Origin of the sequence: Plantactinospora sp. KBS50 (assembly GCF_002285795.1) — a bacterium.
In the GTDB taxonomy this organism is placed as follows: domain Bacteria; phylum Actinomycetota; class Actinomycetes; order Mycobacteriales; family Micromonosporaceae; genus KBS50.
This window is the reverse complement of the sequence record NZ_CP022961.1, coordinates 5,056,185-5,071,713: the sequence shown is the minus strand read 5'-3', so window position 1 is coordinate 5,071,713 and position 15,529 is coordinate 5,056,185. Positions and strand designations below refer to the sequence as shown.

General features: G+C 71.7%; 14 protein-coding genes and 1 tRNA gene. 9 read left to right on the top strand and 6 right to left on the bottom strand.

The genetic code is table 11. The features are described 5' to 3' along the window. Positions 1–67: 67 nt before the first annotated feature. Both CIK06_RS21760 and CIK06_RS21755 read left to right on the top strand, forming a co-directional pair. Positions 68–1,273, top strand: a complete 1,206-nt coding sequence (locus CIK06_RS21760; protein WP_095566365.1) for a YihY/virulence factor BrkB family protein — start codon at positions 68–70, stop codon at positions 1,271–1,273. Positions 1,274–1,427: 154 nt separating this feature from the next. Beyond that, positions 1,428–2,504 carry a polyprenyl synthetase family protein gene (locus CIK06_RS21755; RefSeq protein WP_095566364.1) on the top strand — a complete coding sequence of 359 codons (1,077 nt, stop codon included), beginning with the start codon at positions 1,428–1,430 and terminating at the stop codon, positions 2,502–2,504. Positions 2,505–2,626: 122 nt separating this feature from the next. Here the strand turns inward: CIK06_RS21755 and CIK06_RS21750 are convergent, their stop codons facing one another. Then, positions 2,627–3,010: a hypothetical protein gene (locus CIK06_RS21750; RefSeq protein ID WP_095566363.1), complete on the bottom strand. Its 384-nt coding sequence runs from the start codon at positions 3,008–3,010 to the stop codon at positions 2,627–2,629. 247 nt (positions 3,011–3,257) lie between these two features. Between CIK06_RS21750 and CIK06_RS21745 the strand changes: the two genes are divergently transcribed. Both CIK06_RS21745 and CIK06_RS21740 read left to right on the top strand, forming a co-directional pair. Beyond that, positions 3,258–3,330: transfer RNA gene (locus CIK06_RS21745), tRNA-Asn, on the top strand. 125 nt (positions 3,331–3,455) lie between these two features. Beyond that, on the top strand, positions 3,456–5,621 hold the full coding sequence (locus tag CIK06_RS21740) for an MMPL family transporter (RefSeq protein ID WP_232533785.1): 2,166 nt from the start codon (positions 3,456–3,458) through the stop codon (positions 5,619–5,621). 110 nt (positions 5,622–5,731) lie between these two features. Here the strand turns inward: CIK06_RS21740 and CIK06_RS21735 are convergent, their stop codons facing one another. After that, complete coding sequence (locus CIK06_RS21735; RefSeq protein ID WP_198347964.1) at positions 5,732–6,349, bottom strand: TetR/AcrR family transcriptional regulator; 618 nt, start codon at positions 6,347–6,349, stop codon at positions 5,732–5,734. Between the two features lie 201 nt (positions 6,350–6,550). Between CIK06_RS21735 and CIK06_RS21730 the strand changes: the two genes are divergently transcribed. Continuing rightward, complete coding sequence (locus CIK06_RS21730; RefSeq protein ID WP_095566360.1) at positions 6,551–8,179, top strand: cellulase family glycosylhydrolase; 1,629 nt, start codon at positions 6,551–6,553, stop codon at positions 8,177–8,179. Positions 8,180–8,270: 91 nt separating this feature from the next. On the opposite strand, the gene CIK06_RS21725 is transcribed toward CIK06_RS21730, so the two are convergent. The 4 genes from CIK06_RS21725 to CIK06_RS21710 form a co-directional block, all read right to left on the bottom strand. Continuing rightward, the gene (locus CIK06_RS21725; RefSeq protein ID WP_095566359.1) at positions 8,271–9,059 is read right to left on the bottom strand and encodes a GNAT family N-acetyltransferase; all 789 of its coding nucleotides are present in this window, start codon (positions 9,057–9,059) and stop codon (positions 8,271–8,273) included. A 120-nt stretch (positions 9,060–9,179) separates the two neighbouring features. Then, positions 9,180–10,430, bottom strand: a complete 1,251-nt coding sequence (locus tag CIK06_RS21720) for a GDSL-type esterase/lipase family protein (protein WP_095566358.1) — start codon at positions 10,428–10,430, stop codon at positions 9,180–9,182. Then, positions 10,378–10,959, bottom strand: a complete 582-nt coding sequence (locus CIK06_RS21715; RefSeq protein WP_095566357.1) for a TetR/AcrR family transcriptional regulator — start codon at positions 10,957–10,959, stop codon at positions 10,378–10,380. The genes CIK06_RS21720 and CIK06_RS21715 overlap by 53 nt, the downstream gene beginning before the upstream one ends. Next, entirely contained in the window at positions 10,941–11,558 is a 618-nt protein-coding gene (locus CIK06_RS21710; protein WP_095566356.1) for a quercetin 2,3-dioxygenase, read from the bottom strand. The genes CIK06_RS21715 and CIK06_RS21710 overlap by 19 nt, the downstream gene beginning before the upstream one ends. Before the next feature lie 56 nt (positions 11,559–11,614). Here CIK06_RS21710 and CIK06_RS21705 point away from each other — a divergent pair, with 56 nt between their 5' ends. The 4 genes from CIK06_RS21705 to CIK06_RS21690 all read left to right on the top strand — a co-directional run bounded on the left by CIK06_RS21705 (position 11,615) and on the right by CIK06_RS21690 (position 15,425). Next, on the top strand, positions 11,615–12,301 hold the full coding sequence (locus tag CIK06_RS21705; RefSeq protein ID WP_232533784.1) for a TetR/AcrR family transcriptional regulator: 687 nt from the start codon (positions 11,615–11,617) through the stop codon (positions 12,299–12,301). A gap of 189 nt (positions 12,302–12,490) precedes the next feature. Then, the gene (locus tag CIK06_RS21700; RefSeq protein ID WP_095566354.1) at positions 12,491–13,420 is read left to right on the top strand and encodes an SDR family oxidoreductase; all 930 of its coding nucleotides are present in this window, start codon (positions 12,491–12,493) and stop codon (positions 13,418–13,420) included. A 61-nt stretch (positions 13,421–13,481) separates the two neighbouring features. Beyond that, on the top strand, positions 13,482–14,318 hold the full coding sequence (locus tag CIK06_RS21695; protein WP_095566353.1) for a helix-turn-helix transcriptional regulator: 837 nt from the start codon (positions 13,482–13,484) through the stop codon (positions 14,316–14,318). 132 nt (positions 14,319–14,450) lie between these two features. Continuing rightward, the gene (locus CIK06_RS21690) at positions 14,451–15,425 is read left to right on the top strand and encodes an SDR family NAD(P)-dependent oxidoreductase (RefSeq protein WP_095566352.1); all 975 of its coding nucleotides are present in this window, start codon (positions 14,451–14,453) and stop codon (positions 15,423–15,425) included. Positions 15,426–15,529: the final 104 nt, after the last annotated feature.

Sequence of the window (15,529 nt, the reverse complement as noted above, 5' to 3'; positions counted from 1 at the left end):
CCACGCACGGTTAGCCGGTCAGCGGCCTGGGCATAGTCCGGACGCAGCCGATTACGAGGGAGGGGCCATGGGCACCGAGCAGCCGGCCGAATCCGCCCGGGGTGGCGCGGAGCACGCCCGGGGCGGCCCGGGCCAGACCCGGGGCGGCGCGGAGCACGCCCGGCCCGCTCCGGAGCACGCCGGTGACGCTACCGCGGACCACGCCGCGGCCGCTCCGGAGCACGCCGTGGTCGGTCCGGTCGACGGCGCCGACCGGCCGGTCGATCCGGACGTCGACGGCTCCGCCGGTGAGGGGTCGGCCGCTCCGGTCGGTCCGGACGAGGGTCCGGACAGCCCGACCGGACTTTCCGGCTCCAGCATCTGGGCGGCGCTGCGGCGGACGGTGAAGGAGTTCCAGCGGGACAACCTCACCGACTGGGCCGCCGCGCTGACCTACTACGGCATGCTGTCGCTGTTCCCCGCCCTGCTGGTGCTGGTCTCGATCCTCGGCCTGCTGCCCGACGACACGCAGGCGTCGTTGCAGGACACCCTCACCGGCATGGTGCCGCAGCCGCAGGTCAAGGACATCGTCACCAGTTCCATGCGGCAGTTGCAGGAGAGCCGGGGCGCCGGCCTGGTCGCCGCCCTCGGTCTGCTCGGCGCGTACTGGTCGGCCTCCGGCTACATCGGCGCGTTCATGCGGGCCGCGAACGCGATCTACGACGTGCCGGAGGGGCGGCCCATCTGGAAGACGCTGCCGATCCGGGTCGGCGTCACCGGCGTGGTCGGGCTGATGGTGCTGGCCAGCGCGTTCATCGTGGTGTTCACCGGCCGGTTCGCCGAGCGGGCCGGTGGTGCCCTGGGGCTGGGCTCGACCGTGGTCACCGTCTGGGACGTGGCCAAGTGGCCGGTGCTGCTGATGCTGGTCGGCCTGACCTTCGCCATCCTCTACTGGGCCGCGCCCAACGCCCGGCACGGCGGGTTCCGCTGGATCACCCCGGGCGGCGTCTTCGCCGTCGTCATCTGGATGATCGTCTCGGGTGCCTTCGCGTTCTACGTGGCCAACTTCGGCTCGTACAACAAGACCTACGGCACCCTGGCCGGTGTGATCATCTTCCTGGTCTGGCTGTGGCTGACCAACCTGGCCGTCCTGCTCGGCGCCGAACTGGACGCGGAGCTGGAGCGCGGCCGGGCCATCGCGGCCGGGCTGCGCCCGATGGACAAGGAGCCGTACGTGCAACTGCGCGACGACCGCAAGCTGCAGGACCGGGACCGCCCGTCCGATCTGGGCTGAGGGGGCCGGAGGTACGCCCGCGGAGTCCAAACTCGACTCACCGCTATCGTTGTCCCTGAATGCCGACCGGCGCACGGGCGTGGGGCCCACTGTCGCCGACCGGACCCGGTTCACCGGGTCCGGTCCGGCCGCCGGCGGTGGGAGGGAGCGGAGGATGCGCGGGCCCGTCCCCGGCGGATCGCCGGCCGACCCGCCGCTGCGGCAGCGGGTCGACGCCGAACTGCGGGAATTCCTGGACCGGCGGCAGGGAAACGGCGACCGGCTCGGCCTGTCGGCCGAGGCGTTCGACCTGATCCGGCGGTTCGTGCTGGCCGACGGGAAGCGGGTGCGCCCGGTCTTCTGCTACTGGGGCTGGCGTGGCGCCGGCGGGGGAGACCAGCGGCCCATCGTGACCGCGGCGGCCGCGCTGGAGCTGTTCCACGCGTTCGCCCTGATCCACGACGACATCATGGACGGCAGCGACCTGCGCCGGGGCAGCCCCTCGGTGCACCGGCAGCTGTCGGAACTGCACGGCCGCTCGGCCTGGCGCGGCGACCCGGCGGCGTACGGGCGGGACGCCGCGCTGCTCAGCGGCGCGCTCTGCGCGGCCTGGTCGGCGGAGATGTTCGCCGGGTGCGGCCTGGACGCCGCGGCGATCCAGCGCGGAACCCGGGTCTACGCGACCATGCGGACCGAGGTCATCTCCGGGCAGTACCTGGATCTGCTCTCCGGGGTCCGCGGCGGTTCGGTCGACCGGGCGCTGACCGTGGTCCGGTTGAAGACGGCGCGCTACACGGTGACCCGTCCGCTGCAGATCGGCGCCGCGCTCGCCGGCGCGGGCCGGGGGCTGCTGGTGGCGTTGGCCGAGTTCGGCGACCCGCTCGGCGACGCGTTCCAGCTCCGTGACGACCTGCTCGGGGTGTTCGGCGACCCGGCCGTGACCGGCAAGCCGATCCTGGACGATCTGCGCGAGGGCAAGCCGACCGTGCTGGTCGCGCTGGCCAGGTCGATGGCCGATGCGGACCAGGCGGCCCGGCTGGGGGCGCTGTTCGGCAACCCCGGGCTGGACGCCGCGGGGGCGGCCGAACTGCGGGAGATCATCGCGGCGACCGGGGCGCGGGACGAGGTGGAAAGAATGATCAAGGTGCGCGCCGACGCCGCCCGGGTGGCGCTGTCGGCCGCCCCGCTGCCGGCCGACGTCCGGGCCGTGCTGGCCGACCTCACCGGCGCGGCCGTGACCCGGCACCGCTGACCCGCTGATCCAGCCCCGGCCGGCCCGGCCCCGGCCGGCCCAGCTCCGGCCGGCCCAGCTCCGGCCGGGCACGACGAGGGGGCCGGCGACCCGTGGGCCGCCGACCCCCTCGTACCCCGGTGCTACAGAGTGCTGCCGTTGGTGCCAGCGCCACCGCTTGAGGTCTTGCCCCGCGAGCCGGTGCTGCCCGGCGTACCGGTGGAGCCGGTCGTCGAGGTCCCGGCCGGGGTGCCGGCGAAGGCCCGGTCCGCGGAGGTCAATTCGGTGGTGGTGTCGTTTCCTGCGGCGAATTTCTCACCCAGCTTGGTCTGGCTGAGCCGGTCCTTGCCCTCGGCATACAGGCGGTTGGCCTGCGCCTGGGCAACCCCGGCGGCCTCCTGGACGGTGGGGTGGTCGAGGACCTTACGGCCCCTGAGGACCAGCTCCTCGTACTTCTCCCGACCCGCGCGGGCGCCCAGGACGAAGCCCGTAGCCAGCCCGCCGATGAACAGAAGCTTTCCGCGCATGGCGGCTCCTTTCGTACCTGACGCTCGGTTGCTCCCGGATCCTAGTCCGGGCTGTCTAGTGTCGCGCCTGCGTCGTCTGTGCTTGGTTACCTACCCATCCTGCGCGTCGCCCATACCTGTTCGCGAGGGGACGCACCCATCGGACCCGGATTCGCAGGTGGTAACCCGGTCGACCCGGGGGGCGGATCGTCCTGTACTCTTATGCCGTCGCGCGGCGCGGGAGAGATCCGGCGCCGGCCAGACGCGATCCCCCGTAGCTCAATTGGCAGAGCAGCCGGCTGTTAACCGGCAGGTTTTTGGTTCGAGTCCAAACGGGGGAGCTTTTTCTTCCGATCGTCGCCCGCCGGCCCCGTCCGGCGGGCATCGTCTTATCCGGGGTTCGGCCGTCCGCCTCCCGTACCGGTCCGGTCGCGGGAGCGACCCGGGTGCCCAGGTCGTTGCGTCGATGACTGGGTTGAGGTGGATGATGCGGACCCGTACGGCGGTGTCCATCGCCGTGGCCGTGGTGGTGGGCTGGCTGGTGTTCGCCGCCGTGGCCGGTCCGTACGCGGGCCGGCTCTCTCAGGTGACCACCAACGACAACGCGGCGTTCCTGCCGGCCGGCGCCGAGGCGACCCGGGCGCAGAATCTGGCCGACGGCTTCGTCGAGCGGCAGACCACCCCCGCCCTGGTGGTGTATGAGCGGACCAGCGGGATCACCGCCGCGGACCGGGACCGGGCGACCGCCGACGCCCAGCGGTTCGCCCAGGTGCCCGGGGTGGTCGGCCCGCTGCCGCCGCCGATAGCCAGCCAGGACGGCCAGGCGCTGGAGGTCGTGGTGCCCATCGACAGCGCGGTGGGCGACGACATCCGGTCGGTAAGCGACGAACTCCGCGAGATCGCCGGTACGGGTGGGGACGGGCTTTCCGTGCACGTGGCCGGGCCGGCCGGCATCCTCGCCGACCTGGTCGAGGTCTTCGCCTCGATCGACGGGCCGTTGCTGCTGGTCACCCTCGGCGTGGTGCTGGTCATCCTGCTGATCGTGTACCGCAGTCCGATCCTCTGGGTCATCCCGCTGCTGGCGGCCGGCATGTCGTACGCGACGGCGGCCGTCGCGGTGTACCTCCTGGCCCGCGCCGACGTGATCAAGCTCGACGGCCAGTCCCAGGGCATCCTCACGGTGCTGGTCTTCGGCGCCGGCACCGACTACGCGCTGCTGATGATCGCCCGGTACCGGGAGGAACTGCACCACCACCTGCGGGCGGTGGACGCCATCCGGGCGGCCTGGCGGGGGGCCGCCCCGGCGATCCTCGCCTCCGGGGTCACGGTCATCGCCGGCCTGCTCGGCCTGCTGCTGTCCAGCCTCGACTCCAACCGGTCGCTCGGGCCGGTGTCCGCCATCGGCATCGCCGCCACCCTGGTCGTGATGCTCACCCTGCTGCCGGCGCTGCTGCTGCTGGGCGGCCGCTGGGCGTTCTGGCCGCGGGTGCCGCACGACGACGACAAGGACAGCATCGGCCGGGTGTGGTCCCCGGTGGGCAGGTTCGTCGGCCGCCGGTCCCGGCCGATCTGGCTGGTCACCTCGCTCGCGCTGGTGGCGCTCGCCTTCGGCCTCACCCAGTTGGGCAACACCAAGCTGGGCCAGACCGAGCAGTTCATCCAGAACACCGAGTCGAAGGTCGGCCAGCGGGTCATCGCCCAGCACTTCCCCGGCGGCCAGGGCAGTCCGGTGACCATCTTCACCGCGGCCGGCGTCGCCACCCAGGTCGCCGAGGTGGCCAGGGCAGTCCCCGGGGTCGCCTCGGTGCAGGCGGTGTCGGCGGCGGGCGAGTCCGCGGGCGCGGCGCCGGACACCGCCGGCGGGCAGGACGCGGCGGCGCCGAAGGTCGTCGACGGCCGGGTCCAGTTGCAGGCCACGCTCACCGCGCCGGCCGACAGCAGCGCGGCCGAGGAGACGGTACGGCAGATCCGTACCGCCGTGCACGCGGTGCCCGACGCGGGGGCCGTGGTGGGCGGCTTCACGGCGATCGACCTGGACAACGCCGACGCCTCGGTCCGGGACCGGAACGTGATCATTCCGGTGGTCCTCGGGGTCATCGCGGTGATCCTCGCCCTGCTGCTGCGCTCGATCGTCGCGCCGCTGCTGCTGATCGGCACCGTGGTGCTGTCGTTCCTGGCCACCCTCGGGCTCTGCGCGCTGCTGTTCACGTACGTCTTCGGTTTTCCCGGCGTGGACGCGGCCTTCCCGCTGTTCGCGTTCGTCTTCCTGGTGGCCCTGGGGATCGACTACAACATCTTCCTGATGACCCGGGTCCGCGAGGAGTCCTGCAAGCGGGGCACCCGGGCGGGCACGCTGCACGGCCTCATCGTCACCGGCGGGGTGATCACCTCGGCCGGGGTGGTGCTCGCCGCCACCTTCTCGGCGCTCGCCGTGCTGCCGCTGGTCGTGCTCGTGGAGATCGGTGTCGCGGTGGCCGTGGGCGTGCTGCTGGACACCATCGTCGTCCGCTCGCTGCTGGTGCCCGCCCTCACGTACGACATCGGGCCGCGGATCTGGTGGCCGAACGCGCTGTCCCGGGCCGACCGGGGCAGCGACGGCAACCGGCGGGACCGGGCCGTCGACCGGCGCTGACCTCGGCGGTGGTCACGGTCCGGCGTTCACCGGGCGGGTCGGGGGCGCGGCGTCCGCCGGGCGGGTCGGGGCGCGGCGTCCGCCGGGCGGGTCGGGGGCGCGGTGGGCGGTCACCCGGCCGGCGGGCGGAGACCGTCGAGGACCACCGCCAGCGCGCGGGCGCGTACCTGCGGATCGGGGGTGATCTCGGCGGCGCGTGCGGCGCCGACGATCAGCGCGTGCAGTTCCGGCAGGCCCACGTCGGCGCGGAGGGCGCCGGCGCGGCGGGTCCGGTCCAGCAGCCCCGCCAGCGCCTCCGAGTACGCCCGCTTGGCCGCGCGGGTCGACTCGTCGTCCGGGTCGACCCCGGCCTCGGCGAGCGCCGCGACCAGGGTGTTCCTCCCGGCGCAGTGCTGCACGACGTAGGTCAGCAGGGTGCGAAGCCCGGCGGTCGGGTCGTCCGCGCCGATCATCTCGCCGGCCCGGTCCGCCAGGTCGTGCAGCCGGGCCGCGTACACCGCCGACAGCAGCTCCTCCTTGCTGGGAAAGTGCCGGAACAGCGTTCCGACGCCCACCCCGGCGGCCCGGGCGATCTCCTCGGTGGACGCCCCGGCGCCGCGTTCGGCGATGACCTCCTCGGCGGCCGCGAGCAGCCGGGCCCGGTTGCGTTGCGCGTCCGCCCGCAACCGCCGCTGGCCGGCCCGGCCAACCGGGGCGGTCAGCCCGTACGTTCGGTTTAGCGGAGTCACGACTCCGATTTTACCGTTCGCGCCGCCACCCGTTCCGCCGACCGCGCCGGCCGGGCGTCGTCGATCGCGCCCAGCCCTTGACTAGGCTCAATCGAAGCGCTTCGATGGCCATGTTGGCGCGTCCGTGGCGACGTCCTTCGCCCGGCGCGGACCGGAGACACCGCCGGTCCCAGCGATCGATACCGTACGAGAGGAAGATCCATGAGTTCGACAGTAAGGAGGGCCGGGCTCGCATTCGTCGCCGCCACCCTGGCCTTTGCCGGAGCCGTGTACGGCGTGACAAGGTCGGCCTCGGCCGACGCCGCGGTCCAACTGACCGCCCCGCAACTGGTCGCCGACATGGGCGCCGGCTGGAACCTGGGGAACCAGTTGGAGGCGAACTCCAACGGGATCCCCAGCGAGACGGCGTGGGGCAACCCGGTCATCACGCAGGCCCTCATCGACCGGGTCAAGGCCTCGGGCTTCAAGACGATCCGCATCCCGGTCTCCTACCTGGGGAAGATCGGCGCCGGCCCGAACTACACGGTCGATTCCGCGTGGCTGAACCGGATCAAAGAGGTCGTCGACTACGCCTACAACCAGGGCCTCTACGTGCTGATCAACATGCACGGCGACGGCTACAAGACCATCACCGGATCCTGGTTGATCTGCGACGCGTCCGACCAGACCACGATCAAGGCCAAGTACCAGAAGGTCTGGCAACAGATCGCGACGAAGTTCCAGAGCTACAACGACCATCTGATCTTCGAGTCCATGAACGAGGAGTTCGACGGGCAGTACGGCAACCCGACCTCCACGTGCTACTCGAACATCAACGCGTACAACCAGATCTTCGTGGACACCGTCCGGCAGACCGGCGGCACCAACGCCTCGCGGTGGCTGCTCGTCCCGGGTTGGAACACGAACATCGAGTACACCGCGGGCAACTACGGCTTCGTGCTGCCCACCGACCAGTACCGGTCCAGCTCCATCCCCAGTGGCGAGCAGCGGATCATGATCTCCGTCCACTACTACGACCCCTGGGACTTCACGGGCCAGGAGGACGGCAACATCACCCAGTGGGGAGCGGCGGCGACCAACTCGTCGAAGAAGTCGACCTGGGGACAGGAAGACTACATGGACACCATGCTGAAGAAGATGTACGACGCCTTCGTCGTGCGCGGATATCCGGTGTTCGTCGGTGAGTACGGCGCGATCGACAAGACGTCCGCCGACTCGGCGAACAACACGTACCGGGCGAACTTCGCCCGCGCGCTGGTGTCCACCTCCAAGAAGTACGGCGCCGCCACCGCGTACTGGGACAACGGCTACAACGGCCAGTACGGCTTCGGCCTGTTCAACCGCAGTTCGGCCACGGTGACCCAGCAGGGCATCATCAGCGCCATCATCAGCGCGGCCGGAGGCACCTCGCCGACGACCTCGCCGACCGCCTCACCGACGGCGTCGCCCACCGCCTCGCCCACGGCGTCGCCGACCGCGTCGCCGACCGCCTCGCCCACGACCAGCCCCGGCGGCACCGGCAGTTGCCGGGTCACCAACGCGGTCAACGCGTGGAACACCGGGCTGACCAACAACATCACGATCACCAACACCGGCACCGCCGCCATCAACGGCTGGGCCCTGACCTTCACGCTGCCCTCCGGGCAGACGATCGTCTCCGGCTGGAGCGCCACCTACTCGCCGACCAGCGGGACGGTGACCGCGACCAACGCCAGCTACAACGGTGCCCTGCCGGCGGGCGGCTCGACCACCATCGGGTACCAGGCCAACCACACCGGCAACGACGGAGCCCCCACCGGCTTCAAGCTCAACGGCGCCACCTGCAACTAGGCCGCGCCCTGGGTGCAACCCACCGCGACGGGCCGGGGCCGTGCGTCGGCCCCGGCCCGTCACAGGCGCAAGGGCGCGGCGGCCGGGACGCTCACCGCCGCCAGTGGTAGGGCGTCGTCGTGGAGACCTTGACCAGACCGGAGCGTTCGAGGATCGGGCGCGAGTACTCGGTGGAGTCGCTGTTGATGAGGGTCTTGCCCAGATCGAGCGCCGAACGGGCCCGGGCCGCGGTCAGCGCGCGGTAGATCCCACGACCGCGCCACCGCGTACGCGTCGCACCGCCCCAGATTCCGGCGAAGTCGGTCCCCGGCACCGGCTCCAGCCGGCCGGCGCTGACGATCCGTCCCGCGGCCTCGGCGACCCACAACTCCATCCCGTCGTCGCGGGCCATCCGGTCCAGGAGGCCGTCGGCCAGGTCGTCGCCGACGGGAACGCCGAAGACCTCGTTCTGCATGGCGCTCATCGCGCGCACGTCCGCCTCGTCGCTGACCCGGCGCAGCGTCACGCCGTCGGGCAGCGGAACGTCGACGGCCAGCAGCCGGGCCTCGCCGAGCATGATCGACTCGGGTGCGTCGGCGACGAACCCGTTTTCCAGCAACGTCTCGGGCAACCCCGGCGCATGGTCGTGGCCACGCGTCTTCCACTCGACCCGGTCGATCTCGGGGTCTGCCCGGTAGTGGGCGAGCGCCGCCGGGACGAGCCGCCGGATCGTGGCGGCGTCCGCGCCGCCCAGATCGCGGTAGGTGACAAAACCGCGGCCACCCACGAAGGTCGCCAGGTGCAGCGGCCCGTGCCGGGCGACCGAGACCGCGCTGGCCGTCTCGGCGTCGGTCCGAAGCTGTTCGTCGTAGGCCGCAAGCAGTCGAACCGCATTGATCACGCCTGTACGCTGCAAGAACGGCACCACGGGCGCAACCGGTTTTCGACTCGGCCGCGCGGCGCGGCGTGCCGCCGCGCACCCGCCGCCTGACGTTCCAGCGGTGCGGCTGCGGAGCCAGCCCTACCCGCGGTCACCTCGGCCGTTGTCGGCGGCGGCGAACGGCCCGCCACCGGCGAAGGCCAGGGTCGCGAAACGTTCGCCCATGCGGCGGTGGGCGGCGGCGTCCGGGTGCAACCGGTCAGGCAGCGGCAGCTCGGCGAAGTCGGCCTCGCCGTACAGGTCGAGCCCGTCCAGGTAGTGCAGGTTCGGGTCGGTGGCGGCCCGTTCCGTCACGATGCGGGCCAACTCGTCGCGGATCACCCGCAGCGTCAGCTTGCCGGCGGCACGTTCGGCGGGGTCGCCGGTGGACACGAAGGCGATCCGACCCTCGCGCAGCGCGTCGATGTCGAAGGCGCCGGGGCCGGGGGTGTCCTCGTGGATCGGGCAGAAGATCGGCGAGACGACCAGGAGAGGAACGTCGGGGTGTGCCTCGCGGATCGTGTCGAGGAAGCCGTGCACCGCCGGGGCGAAGGCACGCACGCGCATCAGGTCGGCGTTCACCAGATTGATGCCGATCTTGACGCTGATCAGGTCGGCCGCCGTGTCCCGCAGCGTGCGGGCGGTGAACGGGTCGAGCAGGGCGTTGCCGCCGAGCCCCAGGTTGATCAGCTCCACACCGCCGCGGGCGGCGGCGATCGCCGACCAGGTGGTCGACGGGCTCGCGGCGTTGGAGCCGTGGCTGATCGAACTGCCGTGGTGCAGCCACACCGGTCGGTTGCCGCCGGTGGTGGGCTCGATCGGTGCGTCGGTCCGCAGGGCCACGATCTCGGTGATCTCGTCCCACGGCAGCCAGATCTCGACGTCCTTGTCGGTGGCGGGCAGTCCGCTGAAGGCCACGGTGCCGGCCGGTCCGGCCCGGAAGTCGGTGCCGCCGGTGGCCATGTCGATGGCGATGAGGTTTCCCCCGGGCACGCTGCGCTGGGCGGTCAGGCGCCCGTCGACCAGGAGGTCGTAGACGCCGTCCGGGCGGGCCGGAAATCCGGTGTACCCCCGCCGGGTGGCCAGGGCGTCGAGCTCGACAGCGGTGGCACAGGTGCGGAAGCTGATCCGTACGCCGGAGGACTGGGCCTCGACCATGTCCAGTTGCGGGCCGGGACCCTGGGCGCGCGCCCAGGCCGGCAACCGGTGCGGCCGCACGCCGTGCGCGGTGGTTTCCAGCTCGTTCGCGCCGCGGACGAGGGCGGCGGTGATCGGTGTGGTGATCCAGGTGTTGATGACTTCACCTCCGGGGTTGTTCGGCAGGCCAGTTGCGCAGCAGGGTGTCCAGGCCATCCATGACCCGTGTCCAGGACTCCTGTGAACTCGGTTCGCTGTGGTCGAAGCTGCCGGCCAGTTCCAGGCTGATGTAGCCGTGGAAGGTGCTGCCGATCAGCCGTACGGCATGGGTCTGTTCGGTCTCGGTCAGGTGGTAGCCGCGCAGGATCGCCCGCAGCATCTGCGCATGCCGGGGTCCGGCGCTGGCGGCCGCGACCTGCGGGTCGAGCCGCAGGCGGGTCGCGGCGTACCGGCCGGGGTGTTCCCGGGCGTAGTCGCGGTACACGTTCCCCAGGGCGACGAGCGCGTCCCTGCCCGCCCGGCCGGCGAGGGCCGCTGCGCTGCGGTCGGCCAGTTCGTCGAGGGCGGACAGCGCGATCCGGATCTTGAGGTCGCGCGTGTTGCTGACGTGGGAGTACAGGCTCGGGACCTTGATGTTGAAGTGCCGGGCGAGCGCCGAGATGGTGACCGCGTCGAAGCCCACCTCGTCGGCCAACTCGGCGCCGGCCCGTATCAGCCGTTCCGGCGTCACACCCGCTCTCGCCACGGCGACCCTCCCTTTCCGCAACCGTTGGTCAGCTCACCTAACCTTACTAGGCACTTGCCTAATGTATATAGGAAAGTGAGCTGGGTCGCAGAGCCGCGTCGGGGCCGGTCAGGGCAGTGGTGGGGGCCAAGAAGCTCGATGGCGTGCCGGGCGGCGGCGTGGCCCAGCGCGACGGGGTCGATGGGCCCCGGGTCCGGCAGCCGTCGTGACCCGGCGGGCTCGCCTGCCTCGGCGGCGAAGTGTTCGAAGCCGGACGGTGTGGTCAGTTGCAGGGTGCGCAGCGGTTCGTCGGCGCCGACGATGAAGGTGTGCGGCAATCGCGCCGGCAGCAGGACGAAGTCCCCGGGGCCGGCCGCGAAGTCCTCGCCGGCGCAGATGAACCGCACGTCTCCCGACAGGATGTAGAACATCTCGTCCTCGTCGAGGTGCCGGTGCAGCGGCGGCGCGAAGCCGGGCGGATTGACGAACTCGACGACCGTCAGCCGACCGCCGGTCTGTTCGCCGGCCGCCTTGACGGTCACCAGGCTGCCGAGAAACCACAAGGATTCCCCCTCGCCGTCCCGCCGCAGGTAGGGACGCATCTGGGTGTCCTCGGTCATCGCTTCCTCATTTCATCATACCGGTGTCTATTGAATGCTCCCCTAGTATGAGTTGCGTGACGGGCACGGTCAACAACAACAAGAAGCCACGGCGGCGGTACACGTCGGCGACCCGCAGCGAGGGCGCACGTCGTACCCGGCAGGCGATCGTGGACGCGGCCGGCGCCATGTTCGTCGAGCGGGGATACGCCTCGACCTCGTTGGCCGACATCGCGTCCTGCGCCGGCGTGGCCCGCCCTACCGTCTTCGCCGTCTTCGGCTCGAAGGCCGCACTGCTCAAGCAGGTCCTGGACCAGGCGCTGGCGGGCGACGATGCTCCCGTTCCGGTCGCCGAGCGGCCCTGGTTCCAACCCGTCTGGAAGGCCACCACCCCCGCGGCGGTCCTGGACGCGTACGCCGAGGTCTGTCTCGTCATCGCCCGCCGCGCCGCGCCGCTGTTCGAGGCCGTCCGCCGGGCGACCGACGACGCGCCCGAAGCCGCCGAGCTGTGGACGGTGTTGCAGGCCAACCGTCGCGCAGGAGCCGAGATGGTCGTCGCACGGGCGCTGGAACTCGGCCCGCTCGCCGCGGAACTCGACCCGGCCACCGCGACCGACGTCCTGTGGATCTTCAATGATCCGGCGCACTACGCGGCTCTGGTCTCGCAGCAGGGATGGACCGAGGACACTTTCCGCCGGTGGCTGGCGGCGATGATGCGGAACGCGCTGCTACCCGCGCCGCCGGCGCAATCCGCGCCCGAGTGACGGTTGACGTTCCCCTGGTTCGGATCCTCGATCTGCTCAAGGACGGCCGGTCGCCGAGCTGATCCGTGATCTCGCCGAGCTGATCCGCTGTTCGCAGACGGTAGCCAGGGACTGTCCATCCCTGGTTGCCCGCCGTCTCGCGGTGTGACCGTTGCAGCCGTCGGAAACACCGTCTACCAGGGAGTTGTTGTGGAGAGCGTGACCGTACCCGAGCTGACCGGAAAGCTTGCCGTGGTGACCGGCGGCAGCGACGGTCTCGGCCTCGGACTCGCCCGGCGGCTGGCCCAGGCCGGCGCCGAGGTGGTGCTGCCGGTACGGAATCCGGACAAGGGTGCCGCGGCAGCCGGAAAGGTAGGGGCGGCGGTGCCGGGGGCGACCATCTCCACCCGGAACCTCGACCTCGCCTCACTCGGCTCGATCCGGGCGTTCTCCGACACCATGCGCGACGAGGGACGTCCGATCCACATCCTGGTCAACAACGCCGGGGTGATGACCCCGCCGACCCGGCACACCACCACCGACGGCCTTGAGCTGCAGTTCGGGACGAACCACATCGGCCACGTGGCGCTGACCGCCGGCCTGCTGCCGTTGCTGCGGGCCGGGCGGGCGCGGGTGACCACGATGTCGAGCAGCGCCGCCCGTTACGGGAAGCTCGACTGGGACGACCTGCAGAGCGAGCGGAGGTATTCGCCGGTCGGGGCGTACAACCGGTCGAAGCTCGCCACCCTGCACTTCGGTCTGGAACTGGACCGGCGCAGCCGGGCGGCCGGCTGGGGCATCATCAGCAACGTCGCCCACCCGGGTACCACCATGACCAACCTGTACGCCGCCGGCCCGAACCTGGGCCGCTCCCGGCCGTCGGCGCACGAGGCCGTGCTGCGGCGGCTGCTGCGGTGGGGCCTGTTCGTGCAGGCCGTCGACGCCGGCCTGCTGCCCGCCCTGCACGCGGCGACCAGTCCCGACGCGCGCGGTGGCAGGTTCTACGGGCCGGACGGGTTCGGCCAGTTCACCGGCGGCCCGACCGAACTCGCCATCTACCGGTCGGCCCGCGACACCGCCGACGCGGCCCGGCTCTGGACCGTCTCGGAACAGTTGGCCCAGGTCGCGTTCGCCGGGTGAGGCACGAGGTTGCCGTGCGGCGCCCCTTGACCGGAGCGCCGCGATCCGAAAGGGAGTCAGCATGGACCGTGCCCGGCTCGCCGAGTTCCTCCGGACCCGGCGCGAGGCGCTGCAACCCGAGGACGTCGGGCTGCCCCGTGGGCAGCGGCTGCGGCGCACCGGTGGGCTGCGGCGCGAGGAGGTCGCCGCGCTCAGCGACATGTCGACCGACTACTACAGCCGGATCGAGCAGCAGCGCGGCCCGCGCCCGTCCGAGCAGATGCTCGCGGCGATCGCCCGTGGTCTGCGGCTCTCCCTGCAGGAGCGGGACCACCTCTTCCGACTCGGCGGCTATCCCACACCCCGGCGCTCGCCCCGCACCGACCACATCAACCCCGGCATGATGCGCATCTTCGACGGCCTCGGCGACGCGGCCGCGCAGGTGGTGAGCAGCCTCGGCGAAACGCTGGTCCAGACCCGGCTGGCGAGCGCACTGCTGGGCGACGAGACCGCACACACCGGCCTCGCGCGCAGCCTGCACTACCGGTGGTTCGCCGACCCGGATTCCCGGCGCCTCCACCCGGTCGAGGAACACCCGGGACAGAGCCGTCTCATCGCCGCCGACCTGCATCACGCGTACACCCGGGACGGGCGGCACTCGTGGGCCGGGCGGATCGTCGACGCGCTGCTGGTGCGCAGTCCGGAGTTCGCGGCGCTCTGGCGCGAGCACCCGGTGCCGGGGCCGCACTGTGGTCCGAAGATCATCCGGCATCCGCAGTTGGGGCTCCTCGAACTGCACTGCCAGATCCTCGTCGACCCCGACCAGTCCCAGGCGCTGCAGGTCTTCACCGCCACCCCGGGCAGCGAGAGCCACGGGAAGCTCCAACTCCTGTCGGTCGTCGCCGGCCAGGGCATCTGAGCGGCGCCGGTCAGGTCAGGTTGAGCGTCTCGACGAGTCGCCGGTGCTCGGCCCGGTCGACGGGCGACGACCGGCAGGTCGCGGATCCCAGACAACGGACATTTCAGAATATTCACTTGTAGCGTCGAGGTCATGACAGCCCACACCCGAGTCGCCACCCCGTTCACCGCCCGCACCACCGCCAGCGAGATCCTCGACGGCGTCGATCTCACCGATCGCCGGATGATCGTCACCGGCGGCGCCTCCGGCATCGGCGCGGAGACGGTCCGCGCCCTGGCCGGCGCCGGGGCGGAGGTCACCGTCGCCACCCGCAACCCGGCGAGCGCCGACGCCATGGTGGCGGAGTTCGCCGGACCCGGACCCGGCGCCGTACGCGCCGCCGCCCTCGACCTGGCCGACCTGGCCTCGGTCGACGCCTTCGTCGCCGCCTGGACGGGGCCGCTGCACGTGCTGGTCGCCAATGCCGGGATCATGGCGATCCCGACCAGACAGCTCACCCCGCAGGGCTGGGAGCTTCAGCTCGGCACGAACTACTTCGGCCACTTCGCACTCGCCCGCGGCCTGCACGACGAACTGCGCGCCGCCGACTCGGCCCGGGTGGTGCTCGTCAGCTCCGGAGCACACCTGCGGGAGGCATTCGACTTCGACGACCCGCAGTTCGAACGGCAGCCGTACGACCCGTGGTCGGCGTACGGTCGGTCAAAGGCCGCGGTGGTCCTGCTCGCCGTCGGCATCAGCCGGCACTGGGCCACGGCCGGGATCACCGCCAACGCCCTCAACCCCGGCTTCATCACCACCAACCTCCAGCGCCACATGGACGACGAGACGCTGCGCGCGTTCGGGGCGATGGACGAGGCGGGCAATCGCATCGAGCAGCCCTACTTCAAGACGCGTGAACAGGGCGCCGCGACCACCGTGCTGCTGGCCGCGTCGCCGCTGGTCGAGGGGGTCACGGGCCGGTACTTCGACGACAACCAGGAGGTCGAGGTGGTGGCCGGCGGCCCGGAGGCCACCGGAGGGGTCGCCGCGCACGCGGTTGACCCGGCCGCCGCCGATCGCCTCTGGGCGTACGCGGACCAGGCTCTGGCGTCCCGCGGACGCGGATAACGGACTCGACCTCCGGCTGATTTGACCTTGCCAATCCCATGGAGTCGCGGAGGACCCGTATGCGGCCTGGTTGGGTGCCAACCGTCCCGCGCCAGGTGCTGGGT

Excerpts from the sequence above, each read along its gene's own strand:
- CIK06_RS21690 (WP_095566352.1), top strand. The coding sequence starts at position 14,451 with ATGACAGCCCACACCCGAGTCGCCACCCCGTTCACCGCCCGCACCACC.
- CIK06_RS21695 (WP_095566353.1), top strand. The coding sequence starts at position 13,482 with ATGGACCGTGCCCGGCTCGCCGAGTTCCTCCGGACCCGGCGCGAGGCG.
- CIK06_RS21730 (WP_095566360.1), top strand. The coding sequence starts at position 6,551 with ATGAGTTCGACAGTAAGGAGGGCCGGGCTCGCATTCGTCGCCGCCACC.
- CIK06_RS21750 (WP_095566363.1), bottom strand. The coding sequence starts at position 3,010 with ATGCGCGGAAAGCTTCTGTTCATCGGCGGGCTGGCTACGGGCTTCGTC.
- CIK06_RS21710 (WP_095566356.1), bottom strand. The coding sequence starts at position 11,558 with ATGACCGAGGACACCCAGATGCGTCCCTACCTGCGGCGGGACGGCGAG.
- CIK06_RS21755 (WP_095566364.1), top strand. The coding sequence starts at position 1,428 with ATGCGCGGGCCCGTCCCCGGCGGATCGCCGGCCGACCCGCCGCTGCGG.
- CIK06_RS21760 (WP_095566365.1), top strand. The coding sequence starts at position 68 with ATGGGCACCGAGCAGCCGGCCGAATCCGCCCGGGGTGGCGCGGAGCAC.
- CIK06_RS21720 (WP_095566358.1), bottom strand. The coding sequence starts at position 10,430 with ATGGCCTGGACACCCTGCTGCGCAACTGGCCTGCCGAACAACCCCGGA.
- CIK06_RS21740 (WP_232533785.1), top strand. The coding sequence starts at position 3,456 with ATGACTGGGTTGAGGTGGATGATGCGGACCCGTACGGCGGTGTCCATC.